We start from the raw sequence: 13,938 nt of genomic DNA, 5'->3' as shown, positions 1-13,938 counted from the left end.
CCGCTGCGCTGAGCGGCCCCCTACCCGCCCTTCCACCGTTCCCCGGGGCGGAGCCCCGATCTTGAAGCCGCACGTGACCACCGGGGCGGGCAAAATTCAGCCTCCCCGGCGTTTGAGGGGCGGGGCCGGGGCGGAGTACCGGGGAAAGCCGACCGCAGGGCCGGATGTGCGGCCGGGCCGGATACCCTGGGGGACGACCACAACGCCCCCGACCCGAGGAATCGCGACCACCGTGTTCGATACGCTCTCCGACCGCTTGGCGAATACCTTCAAGGGCCTGCGCGGCAAAGGCCGGCTGTCCGAGGCTGACATCGACGCAGCGGCCCGGGAAATCCGTATCGCGCTCCTCGAGGCCGACGTCGCCCTCCCGGTCGTCCGCTCCTTCATCGCGAACGTCAAGGAACGCGCGCGCGGTGAAGAGGTCAGCAAGGCCCTGAACCCGGGCCAGCAGGTCCTGAAGATCGTCAACGACGAGCTCGTCACCATCCTCGGCGGCGAGACCCGGCGGCTGCGCTTCGCCAAGACCGCCCCCACCGTGATCATGCTGGCCGGTCTCCAGGGTGCGGGTAAGACCACCCTCGCCGGAAAGCTCGGCCTCTGGCTGAAGGGGCAGGGCCACGCCCCGCTGCTGGTCGCGTGCGACCTCCAGCGCCCCAACGCCGTCAACCAGCTGAGCGTCGTCGCCGAGCGCGCCGGTGTGGCCGTGTACGCGCCCCAGCCCGGCAACGGCGTCGGCGACCCGGTCCAGGTCGCGAAGGACTCCGTCGAGTACGCGCGGACCAAGCAGTACGACATCGTCATCGTCGACACCGCCGGCCGCCTCGGCATCGACTCCGAGCTGATGCAGCAGGCCGCGGACATCCGCGACGCCGTCAGCCCCGACGAGATCCTCTTCGTCGTCGACGCCATGATCGGCCAGGACGCGGTCAACACCGCCGAGGCCTTCCGTGACGGCGTCGGCTTCGACGGCGTCGTGCTCTCCAAGCTCGACGGTGACGCCCGAGGCGGTGCCGCGCTCTCCATCGCGCACGTCACCGGCAAGCAGATCATGTTCGCCTCGAACGGCGAGAAGCTCGACGAGTTCGACGCGTTCCACCCCGACCGCATGGCGGGCCGGATCCTCGACATGGGTGACATGCTCACCCTCATCGAGCAGGCCGAGAAGACCTTCTCGCAGGCCGAGGCCGAGAAGATGGCGGCCAAGCTCGCCAAGGGTCCCAAGGAGTTCACGCTCGACGACTTCCTGGCCCAGATGGAGCAGGTCCGCAAGATGGGCTCCATCTCCAAGCTGCTCGGCATGCTGCCCGGCATGGGGCAGATCAAGGACCAGATCAACAACATCGACGAGCGTGACGTCGACCGCATGGCCGCGATCATCAAGTCGATGACCCCGGGCGAGCGCCAGGACCCGACGATCATCAACGGCTCGCGCCGTGCCCGGATCGCCAAGGGTTCCGGTGCCGAGGTCAGCGCGGTGAAGTCGCTGGTCGAGCGGTTCTTCGACGCCCGCAAGATGATGTCCCGCATGGCCCAGGGCGGCGGCATGCCGGGTATGCCGGGCATGCCCGGGATGGGCGGTGGCCCCGGCCGGCAGAAGAAGCAGGTCAAGCAGGCCAAGGGCAAGCGCAAGAGCGGCAACCCGATGAAGCGCAAGGAAGAGGAGGCCGCAGCCGCGGCCCGCCGGGAGCAGGGTCCGCAGGCGATCGAGCCCGCGGCCGCCGGCAACCCCTTCGGCCTTCCGGCGGGCGGTCAGGGCGGCGAGGACTTCGACCTTCCGGACGAGTTCAAGAAGTTCATGAAGTAACACCCGCGCAGGTGGGTGAGGAGGGCCCCGGCCGTGTTCGCACGGTCGGGGCTCTGCTGTTCTCTGCTGGGGCGATGGCCTGATTTATCCCTTATGGTCGGCCGGGAGGATGGCAGAAGGAGGCGCCCCGTGCCCAGCCCCACCCCCGTACCTCCCCGCGACAGGGCCGACACCCCCTGGCGCTCGGAAGGTGCCCCGCCCAGTCCTCCGCCGAAGAAGAAGGGGCTGCCGGGCGGCTGGCGGGGGCTGATCCTCGCGGCCCTGATCGTCTATCTGGTGGCCAACCTGGTGCTGTCCTTCTTCAACGAGGGGGACGAGCCGACGATCTCGTACACCGAGTTCAGCAAGCAGGTCGCCGCCGGCAACGTCTCGAAGATCTACTCCAAGGGCGACGCCATCCAGGGTGAGCTGAAGGCCGGGCAGCCGCTGCCCGACGGCGACAAGGGCGACTACACCAAATTCGTCACCCAGCGCCCGGCCTTCGCCGACGACGCGCTGTGGGCCGACCTCACCAAGCAGAACGTGACCGTGACGGCCTCCCCCGTCGTCGTCCAGCGCAGCTTCCTCGCCAACCTGCTGATCTCCCTCGCCCCCATGCTGCTGCTGGTCCTCCTGTGGGTGGTCATCGCCCGTCGGATGGGCTCGGGAATGGGCGGCATGGGCGCGCTGGGCCGCAAGGCGCCGCCCAAGCCGGTCGAGCTGGAGACGGGCTCCCGCCGCACCACCTTCGAGGACGTGGCAGGGATCGACGAGGTCGAGGGGGAGCTCAACGACGTCGTCGACTTCCTCAAGAACCCGGAGGAGTACCGGAAGATGGGCGCCCGGATGCCCGGCGGAGTCCTCCTCTCCGGCCCGCCCGGCACCGGCAAGACCCTGCTGGCGCGGGCGGTCGCGGGTGAGGCCGGGGTGCCCTTCTTCTCCGCCTCCGCCTCCGAGTTCATCGAGATGATCGTCGGGGTCGGCGCCTCCCGGGTGCGCGAACTGTTCACCGAGGCGCGCAAGGTGGCCCCCGCCATCATCTTCATCGACGAGATCGACACCATCGGACGGGCCCGCGGCGGCGGCAGTGCCATGGGCGGCCACGACGAACGCGAACAGACCCTCAACCAGATCCTCACCGAGATGGACGGCTTCTCCGGCTCGGAGGGCGTGATCGTCCTCGCGGCCACCAACCGTGCCGACGTGCTGGACCCCGCCCTCACCCGCCCCGGCCGCTTCGACCGCATGGTGGTCGTCTCCCCGCCCGACCGGGCCGGCCGCGAGGCCATCCTGCGCATCCACACCCGGGACATCCCGCTCGCCGAGGGGGTCGACCTGGCACACGTGGCCCGTACCACCCCCGGCATGACCGGAGCGGACCTGGCGAACCTGGCGAACGAGGCCGCGCTGCTGGCCGTCAAACGCCAGCAGACGCAGGTGACCGGGGCGGACCTGTCGGACGCCCTGGAGAAGGTCCAGCTCGGCGCCGAGAGACCGCTGGTCATGCCGGAGGAGGAGCGCCGGCGCACCGCCTACCACGAGAGCGGCCACGCCCTGCTGGGCATGCTCCAGCCGGGCGCCGACCCCATCCGCAAGATCACGATCGTGCCCCGCGGCCGCGCGCTGGGTGTCACCCTCTCCACCCCGGACGCGGACCGGTACGCCTACACCGAGCCGTACCTGCGCGGCCGCATCATCGGCGCGCTCGGCGGCATGGCGGCCGAGCACGTCGTCTACGACGTCATCACCACCGGTGCCGAGAACGACCTGGAGCAGGTGACCAACATCGTCCGCGGCATGGTCGGCCGCTGGGGCATGAGCGAGCGGATCGGCCGCCTCACCGCGGTCCCCTCCGACGGGCAGGGCCCGTACGGACTCTCCGCCGCCCCCGCCACCCTCGACGCGGTCGACCACGAGATGCGGCGCATCGTGGACGAGTGCTACCTGGAGGCCTGCCGCCTGCTGCGCGATCACCGCGGGCAGCTGGACGCCCTGGCGGAGGCCCTCCTCGCCAACGAGACCCTGGACGAGACGGCCGCCTACGCCGCCGCGGGCATCGCGCGGCTGACGAAGGGGCACGGGACCGACTGAGGAGCGGCCGTCAGTCCACCCGGGCGATCACGTACCGGAAGATGTTCGGCAGCCACACGGCCCCGTCGGATCGCTCGAACGGGTGAAGCGCCTCGGCCAGCTCCTTCTCCGCCAGCACGGAATCCGCCGTGCCGTCGTAGAGCCCGGTCGACAGCAGTCCGCGTACCGCGCTGTCCACGTCCGCGTACCCGAACGGGCAGAACACCCGCCCGGAACCGTCCGGCCGGAGCCCGGCCCGCTCCACCAGCCCGTCCAGATCCTGCGGCGCGGGCCCGCCGCCGAGGACCGAGGGCACCGTGCAGCGCTCCGCGGGCCCCCAGCCGGCCAGCACCACCGCCCCGCCCCGGCGGACCGCGGGCAGGGCCGCAGCCAGGGCCGCGGGTGCCGGGGAGAAGGCGAGCAGGGCGTCGTACGGGCGGGGCGGGGGCGGCGGTTCCGGCGGGGCCGCCAGGACCTCCAGCAGCCGCTCACGGGCCAGCGCCCGCCGGGCCGGATCCGCCTCCACGCCCGTGGCCACGGCTCCCCGCCCGGCCGCCAGCAGCAGCGGCAGCCCGGCTCCGCAGTCGAGGCCGAGCAGCCGGTCGCCCGGCCCGACCTCCAGCCGGTCGTAGACCGCCTCGTACAGCGGTACAAGCATCCGTTCCTGGATCTCCGCCCAGTCCCGGGCGACGAGCGTCGCCGTCGGCGTCGGTGTCATCGAAAGAGCGCTCCTGATTCCGTCTCGCCCCCTTGCCCCCGTTGCCAGAGAACTCCCCATTCGCCCCCGCGTCCAGAGGAGTGCGGCACCCGATTCACGCATCGTGTGCCGGGCGCCGTACGATTCGCGGCATGGCAAAGGCACCCGTTCTCACCCCGCAGGCGGAGGATTTCCCCCGCTGGTACCAGGATCTGATCAACAAGGCCGAGCTGGCCGACAACGGTCCGGTCCGAGGCACCATGGTCATCCGACCGTACGGCTACGGCCTGTGGGAGCGGATGCAGCAGGAGATGGACGCGCGCATCAAGGACGCGGGCGCCCAGAACGCGTACTTCCCTCTGTTCATCCCGCAGTCGTACCTGACGAAGGAAGCCGAGCACGTCGAGGGCTTCGCCCCCGAGCTCGCGGTCGTCACGCACGGCGGCGGCAAGGAGCTGGAAGAGCCGGTCGTCGTCCGGCCCACGTCCGAGACGATCATCAACGACTACTTCTCCAAGTGGGTCCAGAGCTACCGCGACCTGCCGCTGCTGATCAACCAGTGGGCCAACGTGGTCCGCTGGGAGATGCGCCCGCGCGTATTCCTCCGTACGAGCGAGTTCCTCTGGCAGGAGGGCCACACCGCCCACGCCACCTACGAGGAGGCCCGCGACTACGCGGCCCGCATCCACACGGACGTCTACGGCGACTTCATGACGAACGTGCTCGGCATCGACGTCGTGCTCGGCCGCAAGACCGCCAAGGAGCGCTTCGCCGGCGCCATCAACACCCTCACCCTCGAGGGCATGATGGGCGACGGCAAGGCCCTGCAGCTGGGCACGAGCCACGAGCTCGGCACCAACTTCGCCAAGGCCTTCAACACCCAGTACCTGTCGAAGGAAGGCAAGCAGGAGCTTGTCTGGCAGACCTCGTGGGGCGTCTCGACCCGCATGGTCGGCGGCCTGATCATGTCCCACGGCGACGACAACGGCCTGCGGGTCCCGCCGCGCCTCGCGCACGTCCAGGTCGTCGTCATGGCGATCAAGGGCGAGGAGGCCGTCACCAAGGTCCGCGAGCTGGGCGCCCAGCTCAAGGCCGCGGGCATCCGCGTGCACGTGGACGACCGCGTCGACACCCCCTTCGGCCGCCGCGCCGTGGACTGGGAGCTCAAGGGCGTACCGGTCCGCATCGAGATCGGCCCCCGCGACCTGGAGGCCGGCACCGCCATGCTGGCCCGCCGGATTCCGGGCGGGAAGACCCCCGTGCAGATCGACGCCCTCGCCGACCTGCTGCCCAAGGTGCTGGACGAGGACCAGGCGCAGCTGCTGCGCGAGTCCCGCGAGCGCCGTCTGGCCCGTACGTCCGACGTCGCGACCATCGAGGAGGCCGCCGAGGCCGCCGTCGCCGGTGGCTGGGCGCGGATCCCGTGGGCGGACCTCGGTCCGGAGGGCGAGGCGAAGCTGGCCGAGCAGGCCGTCTCCGTCCGCTGCCTGATCGCCGAGGACGGGTCGGTCCCGGAGGCGGACGACGCCCCCGGTACGCTCGCGATCGTCGCGCGCTCGTACTGACCGGGCCCACCGGCTCTTGTGCCCCGGCGTGCGGCTCGTGCCGCGCGCCGGGGCCGGTTCATGTCGGTCGACCGGGACGACTTGGTCGACGTTACGTACCGACTCCTCCTGAGATCGGCGCACCCGTCCTCGTCAGGACGCATGAGACTGAACTGACTGGTACGTGCAAAAAATTTGGAATGGCCCGGAATCGGAACACCCGGGCACCTCGGCTCGTTGTCACGACGTGAGCACGACACCACCTGTTCTCGCCGCAGAGCTGGCGCAGGCGTGGGCCGATATTCAGCGGTACCACCCCGAGCTGCCTGACCTTGCCGCGCCCGAGTCCCTGATCGGAGAGTCCTCGTCCGCCTGCGGCGCCGAGCTCTCCTTCGAGCGACTGCTGCACGAGGCAGTCCACGGCATCGCCGCCGCCCGGGGTGTCCGCGACACCTCGCGCGCCGGCCGCTACCACAACCGCAGATTCCTCGCGATCGCCGAGGAGATGGGGCTGGACCACTCCGAGGAGCCGCACGCGAGCAGCGGCTTCTCCCTGGTCACGCTCAATCCGGAGGCGAAGCGCCGCTACCGTCCCACCATCGAGCGCCTGCAGCGCGCGCTGAAGGCACACACGGCCGCCACCGCGGCCGACACCAAGCGCAGCTTCCGGGGACCTGCCGCCCGGCACGGTTCCTCCGGCGGCGGCGTGCGCGTCAAGGCCGTCTGCGACTGCGGGCGCAACGTCCGGGTGGTCCCCTCCGTGCTGGCCCAGGCGCCGATCGTGTGCGGTGGCTGCATGAAGCCCTTCCGCATCCCCGACGTGGCCATCGCGGCGGCCTCCTGACCGCCTTTCCCGTCGCCGCCGGGGCCACCGCCCCACGGCGAACCGGGCGCCGGGCCATCGCCCCCACCGGGGCGGCCGCCGACGGCGCACGCACGGGTGACCCGTACCGCCGTACCGCCGGCGGGCACCGGTCCTGCCCGCCCGGCTGAGCGCGCCGCAGGCGTATGGCACAATGGCTAGCTGTACTCGACAGTCGCATAGGACCCCTCTCTCCTCCGGCTGACGCGTCCATCGGGCACCCGAGTACCGCAACCCCACGTGGCATCTCATGTGCCCAACCACGTCAAGTTCAGGAGACACCACTCCAGTGGCAGTCAAGATCAAGCTCAAGCGCCTCGGCAAGATTCGCCAGCCGCACTACCGCATCGTCGTCGCCGACGCCCGCACCCGCCGGGATGGTCGCGCGATCGAGGAGATCGGTATCTACCACCCGACCTACAACCCGTCGCGCATCGAGGTCAACGCCGAGCGTGCGCAGTACTGGCTGTCCGTCGGCGCCCAGCCCACCGAGGCTGTGCTCGCCATCCTGAAGCTGACCGGTGACTGGCAGGCCCACAAGGGTCTCCCCGCCCCCGCGCCGCTCCTGCAGCCGGCGACGAAGGAGAGCAAGCGTCGCTCCTTCGACGAGTTCGCCAAGGCCCTCGAGGGCATCGGCGAGGGCAAGGGCGAGGCCATCACGCAGAAGGCGAAGAAGGCCGACAAGAAGGCGGACGAGGCTGAGGCCGCCGCCGAGTCGACCGAGGCCTGAGCATGCTCGAGGAGGCTCTTGAGCACCTCGTAAAGGGCATTGTGGACAACCCCGACGAAGTGCAGGTCGCCTCGCGCAACCTGCGCCGCGGGCAGGTGCTCGAGGTCCGGGTTCACCCCGACGACCTCGGCAAGGTGATCGGCCGCAACGGCCGCACCGCACGTGCACTGCGTACCGTCGTGGGCGCCATCGGCGGCCGGGGGATCCGCGTCGACCTCGTCGACGTGGACCAGGTCCGCTGAGCAGTTGATTCACCGGCACGGGCCGGGGAGGGCGTTGGTCGCCCGCCCCGGCCCGTGTCGTTTCTGCCCCCGGGCAGGAGCGACCATTGATGTGAGCAACCACGCCGCAGTAAGGGAAGAGCACAGTGGAGTTGGTAGTCGCGCGGATCGGCCGCGCCCACGGCATCAAGGGTGAGGTCACCGTCGAGGTGCGCACCGACGAGCCGGAGCTGCGACTGAGTCCCGGCGCCGTGCTCAAGACGGAGCCCGCGACGGCGGGACCGCTGACGATCGAGACGGGCCGCGTGCACAGCGGGCGGCTGCTGCTCCGCTTCGCGGGCGTCAAGGACCGCACCGGAGCCGAGTCGCTGCGCAACATCCTCCTGATCGCCGAGGTGGACCCGGCGGAGCTGCCGGAGGAGCCCGACGAGTACTACGACCACCAGCTGATGGACCTGGACGTGGTGCTGGAGGACGGCACCGAGATCGGCCGGATCACCGAGATCTCCCACCTGCCCTCGCAGGACCTCTTCATCGTCGAGCGGCCGGACGGCACCGAGGTGATGATCCCCTTCGTGGAGGAGATCGTCGCCGAGATCGACCTGGAGGAGCAGCGCTGCGTCATCACCCCGCCGCCCGGGCTGATCGACGAGCGTGACGCCGTCGTCGTCTCGACCCGGGACGAGGACGCCGCGGATTCCGGGGACGACGCCTGATGCGACTCGACGTCGTCACGATCTTCCCCGAGTACCTGGAGCCGCTGGACGTCTCCCTCGTCGGCAAGGCGCGCGCCCGGGGGCAGCTCGACGTACACGTGCACGACCTGCGGGAGTGGACGTACGACCGGCACAACACGGTGGACGACACCCCGTACGGCGGCGGTCCCGGCATGGTCATGAAGACCGAGCCGTGGGGCGAGGCCCTGGACTCCGCCCTGGCCGACGGCTACGAGGCGGGCGCGCACGGTCCCGTCATGGTCGTCCCCACCCCCAGCGGCCGCCCCTTCACCCAGGAACTGGCCGTCGAACTCTCCGAGCGGCCCTGGCTGATCTTCACGCCGGCCCGCTACGAGGGCATCGACCGCCGGGTCATGGACGAGTACGCCACGCGCATGCCGGTGTACGAGGTCTCCATCGGCGACTACGTCCTGGCGGGCGGCGAGGCCGCCGTACTGGTGGTCACCGAGGCCGTGGCCCGGCTGCTGCCCGGGGTGCTCGGCAACGCCGAATCGCACCGCGACGACTCCTTCGCGCCGGGCGAGATGGCGAACCTGCTGGAGGGGCCCGTCTACACCAAGCCCCCGGTGTGGCGCGGCCGGGACATCCCCGAGGTGCTGCTCAGCGGGCACCACGGGAAGATCGCCCGGTGGCGCCGGGACGAGGCCTTCCGCCGGACCGCGCAGAACCGCCCCGACCTGATCGAGCGCTGCGAGGCCGCCGGCTTCGACAAGAAGGACCGGGAGATCCTCTCCGTCCTGGGCTGGCAGCCGTCCGCCGACGGCCGATTTTGGCGCAGAGCGCAGGCCGTGGAAGAATAGGCGGCTGCTGTGTGCTCGCGGGCGCCCCTGCCACAGGGGGACCGTCGTCCGCCGGGTCCCGCAGCTCCCGAATTCTCTACGGAAACCCGCACTGGCGACCTGTGGCGTCATGCGAAGAAAGCAGACGAAGAACATGTCTCACCTGCTCGACGGCGTCAACGCCGCCACGCTCCGCACGGACGTCCCGGCCTTCCGCCCGGGTGACACGATCAACGTGCACGTCCGCGTGATCGAGGGCAACCGCTCCCGTATCCAGCAGTTCAAGGGCGTAGTCATCCGCCGCCAGGGCGCCGGTGTCTCCGAGACCTTCACCGTGCGCAAGGTCTCCTTCAGCGTCGGCGTGGAGCGTACCTTCCCGGTCCACTCCCCGATCTTCGAGAAGATCGAGCTCGTCACCCGCGGTGACGTTCGCCGCGCCAAGCTGTACTACCTCCGTGAGCTCCGCGGCAAGGCCGCGAAGATCAAGGAGAAGCGCGACCGCTGAGGTAACTCCCGGAGTCCGGAGGCGGCCGGATAGGCTCGCCCCCGATGGACACCGAAGCACCTCACACGCAGCGCGGCCACTCTTCCCCCGTCGAGGGGGACGGGAGGCCGCGTTTTGCGTTCTCCCGGACCGGGCGGACGGCCGGGGGGAGACCCCTCACCTGGCGCCGCGCCGGAGTGCTCGGTGTGATCTGCACCGTCTTCCTGTTGCTGTTCAGCAATTTCGTGGTCCAGCCCTTCCTGATCCCGAGCCGCTCCATGGAGCCGACGCTCCGGGTCGGCGACCGGGTACTGGTCAACAAGCTGGCGTACCGTTTCGGCGAGCAGCCGCGCCGCGGCGACGTGGTGGTCTTCGACGGCACGGGTTCCTTCGTACGGGAACGCCCCGACGGCAATCCGGTCGGCACCGTGCTGCACGGCGCGGCCTCGGCGCTCGGGCTGGCCGAGCCGTCCGACACCGACTTCGTGAAGCGGGTCGTGGGGGTCGGCGGCGACGACGTGGTGTGCTGCGACGCCGGTGGGCGGGTGGCGGTCAACGGCGTGCCGCTGGACGAGCCGTACCTCCATCCCGGCGACGCGCCCTCGGCGGTGCCCTTCCGGATCGTCGTACCGCTTGGGACCCTCTGGGTCATGGGCGATCATCGTTCCCAGTCCCGGGACTCCCGGGACCACCTGGGGGAGCCGGGCGGGGGGATGGTGCCGATGGAGAAGGTGATCGGGCGGGCCGACTGGATCGGCTGGCCGCTCTCGCGCTGGGACGACATCGGTGGTGGTCATGGGTAGCCGCGGACGACCGAAAGGCGGACGGGACTGGGATTTCGAGCCCGAGCCCGAGCCCGAGCCCGAGCCGGTGCCCACCCCGCCCCCGCTGGTGGGGGGCGGCCGGGTGGAGGGCGGCCGGGCCGAACGGCGCCGGACGGCCCGCAAGGTGCGCCGGCGCCGCCGCACGCGCCGGGCCGGCGAGGTGCCGCTGCTGGTGGTCGTGGCACTGTGCATCGCCCTGCTCCTCAAGACCTTCCTGGTGCAGGCCTTCTTCATTCCGTCGGGCTCGATGGAGCAGACGATCCGGATCGGTGACCGGGTCCTGGTGGACAAGCTGACGCCGTGGTTCGGCTCCGAGATCGAGCGCGGCGACATCGTCGTGTTCAAGGACCCCGGAGGCTGGCTCAAGGGCGAGGCGGCCCGTCCGCCCAAGGACCCGATCGTGGTCAAGCAGATCAAGCAGGGACTGACCTTCATCGGCCTGCTGCCGTCGGCCGACGAGCAGGACCTGATCAAGCGGGTCATCGGGGTCGGTGGGGACACCGTCAAATGCTGTGACAGCCGGGGCAGGGTCACCGTCAACGGATCGCCCCTCGATGAGCCGTACGTGAACCCGGGCAACACTCCTTCGGACAGTACGTTCGAGGTGCAGGTGCCGGAGGGTCGGCTCTTCGTGATGGGCGATCACCGCGCGAACTCCTCCGATTCCCGGTTCCACCTAGACGAGGGCTTTCAGGGCACCATCCCCGAGAGCGGGGTGGTCGGGGAGGCCGTCGTGATCGCCTGGCCCTACGGGCACTGGACCCGGCTGGAGCAGCCGGCGACCTTCCGGATGGTCCCCGATCAGGCACGGCGCCAGGGACGCGGCCGACGACGGCGCCGTCGGGACGCGCCGTTCGCATAGTGTGTCCTCGGTCTCCCGCGCCTTAGGGAACTCCCGCTCGTTAAGGGAGGGGAGGGCCCGTTCCGGATTCGGCGCGGGCGGCAATCGCGAGTGAGGAGTGGATGTGGGGGACGTGGCGGTAGGCGCACGGTCCGGACGCGACGAAGGCGAGGAGCGGCCGGACGACGCCGTCGAGCGCGGGACCGAGGAGGACGGCGATGCCAAGGAGCACGCGCACCGGTCCTTCTGGAAGGAGCTCCCGCTCCTCATCGGCATCGCCCTGCTGCTGGCCCTGCTGATCAAGACGTTCCTGCTCCAGGCGTTCTCGATCCCGTCGGCCTCTATGCAGAACACCCTGCAGATGGGGGACCGGGTGCTGGTGGACAAGCTGACCCCGTGGTTCGGCTCCGAGCCGGAGCGCGGCGAGGTCGTCGTCTTCCACGACCCGGCGGACTGGCTGTCGGGGCAGCCCACTCCCGAGCCGAACATCCTCCAGCAGGTGCTCAGCAAGATCGGCCTGATGCCGGACCCCTCCGAGAAGGACCTGATCAAGCGGGTCATCGCGATCGGCGGGGACACGGTCGAGTGCAAGAAGGGGGGACCGGTCGTCGTCAACGGCAAGGAGCTGGACGAGCCGTACATCTACCCCGGCGACACCGCGTGCGACGACTTCCCGTTCGGCCCGATCACCGTGCCCAAGGGCAAGATCTGGGTCATGGGTGACCACCGGCAGAACTCCGAGGACTCCCGCTGGCACCAGCGGGACTCCACCAAGGGCTTCGTCCCGGTGGACAAGGTCGTCGGGCGGGCCGTGGTGGTCGCGTGGCCGGTCACCCGCTGGTCCACCCTGCCGGTCCCGGACACCTTCGACCAGCCGGGCATCGGCAACCAGGCCGCGGCGGCCGCGCTCGGCCTCGGGGCCGCCGGGCTGGCCCCGGTCGGGCTCGGCCCGGCCGCGCTGGGCCTCGTGGGAGCCGTCCCGCTCGTCATGTGGCGCAGGCAGAAGCTGACCAGCGGCCGTACCGACGGGTAGGGTGCCGCCCAGGTCGACGATCCCGAAGTGTGGGGGCGCTGCAATGGGCGGAACACAAGCAATACGCAGTGGCAAGGATGGCCGCGGCGGTCTCGGCAATGTGCTGTCGGGAATCGCCGTGGCCATCGGCTTTGCGCTCTTTCTGGGCGGTTTCGTGTGGGGGGCGGTCGTCTACCGGCCCTACACGGTCCCCACCGACTCGATGATGCCCACGGTGCGGCCCGGGGACCGGGTGCTGGCGCAGCGGATCGACGGCGCCGAGGTGCGCCGCGGGGACGTGGTCATCTTCACCGATTCCCTGTGGAGCGATTCCCCCATGGTCAAGCGGGTCGTCGGCATCGGCGGGGACGTCGTGAAGTGCTGCGGCGCGGCCGGCGAGCTGACGGTCAACGGCACCCGGCTGGACGAGCCGTACGCCGACACCACCGCGCCGGACTCGGGCCTGGCCATGCCGCCCGGACAGACCGCGCCCTCGGGGACCCCCTTCGAGGTGGCGGTCCCCGAGGGCAGCCTCTTCCTGCTGGGCGACCGGCGGGCCGCCTCCCTGGACTCCCGGGCCCACCTGCAGGAGACCGGGCAGGGGAGCGTGTCCCGATCGGCCGTCAGCGCCCGCGTCGACGCCCTGGCCTGGCCCTCCGTGTCGATGCTGGACCGGCCGGCCACGTACGCGGCCCTGCCCGGCGGGATCTCGCGGCCCGGTCCGCTGCGCCTCCAGGTGGCGGCGGTGCTGGCCGGGGCCGCCCTGGTGGTGCTGGGGGCCGCGTACGGGCCGGTCGCACGGGTCCTGGCGCGCGGACGGCGACAGGAGCGGGCCGGTGTCCGCTGACCCGGCCGCCGGGCACGGCCGCCGGAAGGTGTCGCGGGTGATCCTGCTGGACCCGGCCGACCGGATCCTGCTGCTGCACGGCTTCGAACCGGCCGACCCCTCCGACGACTGGTGGTTCACCCCCGGCGGCGGACTGGAAGGGACCGAGAGCCGCGAGCAGGCCGCACTGCGTGAACTGGCGGAGGAGACCGGGATCAAGGAGGTGGAGCTGGGTCCGGTGCTGTGGCACCGCTATTGCTCCTTCCCCTTCGACGGGCGGCGCTGGGAACAGGACGAGTGGTACTTCCTCGCCCGGACCACGCGGACCGAGACCGAGCTGGGCGGCCTCACCGAGCTGGAGCGGCGCAGCGTCACCGGAGCCAGGTGGTGGACCTCCGAGGAACTTCTCGCGGCCCATGAGACGGTGTACCCGACCAGACTCGCCGAGCTGCTCCGTACGCTGCTCGACGACGGTCCTCCGGGTGAGCCGGTGGTCCTGGCCCCGGAAATCGTTTAGGGGCACAGGGG

15 protein-coding genes are annotated in these 13,938 nt (G+C 70.8%); 14 read left to right on the top strand and 1 reads right to left on the bottom strand.

Annotated features, from left to right (window positions below):
- Positions 1-232: 232 nt before the first annotated feature.
- Positions 233-1,804: a signal recognition particle protein gene (ffh, locus tag ACFY04_RS27850; protein WP_389120693.1), complete on the top strand. Its 1,572-nt coding sequence runs from the start codon at positions 233-235 to the stop codon at positions 1,802-1,804.
- Positions 1,805-1,897: 93 nt separating this feature from the next.
- The gene (gene ftsH, locus ACFY04_RS27845; protein WP_389120691.1) at positions 1,898-3,874 is read left to right on the top strand and encodes an ATP-dependent zinc metalloprotease FtsH; all 1,977 of its coding nucleotides are present in this window, start codon (positions 1,898-1,900) and stop codon (positions 3,872-3,874) included.
- 10 nt (positions 3,875-3,884) lie between these two features.
- Here ftsH and ACFY04_RS27840 read toward each other — a convergent pair whose 3' ends face one another.
- A complete protein-coding gene (locus tag ACFY04_RS27840) occupies positions 3,885-4,571 on the bottom strand; it encodes a methyltransferase type 11 (RefSeq protein WP_389120689.1) in 687 nt (228 codons plus the stop codon).
- Positions 4,572-4,702: 131 nt separating this feature from the next.
- Here ACFY04_RS27840 and proS point away from each other — a divergent pair, with 131 nt between their 5' ends.
- The 12 genes from proS to ACFY04_RS27780 all read left to right on the top strand — a co-directional run bounded on the left by proS (position 4,703) and on the right by ACFY04_RS27780 (position 13,927).
- Positions 4,703-6,115 carry a proline--tRNA ligase gene (gene proS, locus ACFY04_RS27835; RefSeq protein WP_389120686.1) on the top strand — a complete coding sequence of 471 codons (1,413 nt, stop codon included), beginning with the start codon at positions 4,703-4,705 and terminating at the stop codon, positions 6,113-6,115.
- Between the two features lie 226 nt (positions 6,116-6,341).
- Complete coding sequence (locus ACFY04_RS27830; protein ID WP_030012572.1) at positions 6,342-6,938, top strand: hypothetical protein; 597 nt, start codon at positions 6,342-6,344, stop codon at positions 6,936-6,938.
- Positions 6,939-7,245: 307 nt separating this feature from the next.
- Positions 7,246-7,686 carry a 30S ribosomal protein S16 gene (gene rpsP, locus ACFY04_RS27825; protein WP_030011890.1) on the top strand — a complete coding sequence of 147 codons (441 nt, stop codon included), beginning with the start codon at positions 7,246-7,248 and terminating at the stop codon, positions 7,684-7,686.
- A gap of 2 nt (positions 7,687-7,688) precedes the next feature.
- Entirely contained in the window at positions 7,689-7,928 is a 240-nt protein-coding gene (locus ACFY04_RS27820; RefSeq protein WP_030011889.1) for an RNA-binding protein, read from the top strand.
- A gap of 125 nt (positions 7,929-8,053) precedes the next feature.
- A complete protein-coding gene (gene rimM, locus ACFY04_RS27815) occupies positions 8,054-8,623 on the top strand; it encodes a ribosome maturation factor RimM (protein ID WP_389120684.1) in 570 nt (189 codons plus the stop codon).
- Entirely contained in the window at positions 8,623-9,444 is an 822-nt protein-coding gene (gene trmD / locus ACFY04_RS27810) for a tRNA (guanosine(37)-N1)-methyltransferase TrmD (RefSeq protein ID WP_150259726.1), read from the top strand. The genes rimM and trmD overlap by 1 nt, the downstream gene beginning before the upstream one ends.
- A 133-nt stretch (positions 9,445-9,577) precedes the next feature.
- Positions 9,578-9,928, top strand: a complete 351-nt coding sequence (gene rplS / locus ACFY04_RS27805) for a 50S ribosomal protein L19 (protein ID WP_301366251.1) — start codon at positions 9,578-9,580, stop codon at positions 9,926-9,928.
- A gap of 44 nt (positions 9,929-9,972) precedes the next feature.
- On the top strand, positions 9,973-10,710 hold the full coding sequence (lepB, locus tag ACFY04_RS27800) for a signal peptidase I (RefSeq protein WP_389120680.1): 738 nt from the start codon (positions 9,973-9,975) through the stop codon (positions 10,708-10,710).
- A 67-nt stretch (positions 10,711-10,777) separates the two neighbouring features.
- Positions 10,778-11,593: a signal peptidase I gene (gene lepB / locus ACFY04_RS27795; RefSeq protein ID WP_389120678.1), complete on the top strand. Its 816-nt coding sequence runs from the start codon at positions 10,778-10,780 to the stop codon at positions 11,591-11,593.
- Between the two features lie 112 nt (positions 11,594-11,705).
- The gene (gene lepB, locus ACFY04_RS27790; protein WP_389120676.1) at positions 11,706-12,605 is read left to right on the top strand and encodes a signal peptidase I; all 900 of its coding nucleotides are present in this window, start codon (positions 11,706-11,708) and stop codon (positions 12,603-12,605) included.
- A gap of 43 nt (positions 12,606-12,648) precedes the next feature.
- Positions 12,649-13,431, top strand: a complete 783-nt coding sequence (gene lepB, locus ACFY04_RS27785) for a signal peptidase I (protein WP_389120674.1) — start codon at positions 12,649-12,651, stop codon at positions 13,429-13,431.
- Positions 13,421-13,927 carry an NUDIX hydrolase gene (locus ACFY04_RS27780; RefSeq protein ID WP_389120672.1) on the top strand — a complete coding sequence of 169 codons (507 nt, stop codon included), beginning with the start codon at positions 13,421-13,423 and terminating at the stop codon, positions 13,925-13,927. The genes lepB (ACFY04_RS27785) and ACFY04_RS27780 overlap by 11 nt, the downstream gene beginning before the upstream one ends.
- The last annotated feature ends 11 nt before the right edge of the window (positions 13,928-13,938 follow it).

Origin of the sequence: Streptomyces sp. NPDC001549, assembly GCF_042894025.1 — a bacterium.
Classification (GTDB): domain Bacteria; phylum Actinomycetota; class Actinomycetes; order Streptomycetales; family Streptomycetaceae; genus Streptomyces; species Streptomyces kutzneri.
This window is presented reverse-complemented; position numbering and strand designations above follow the sequence as displayed.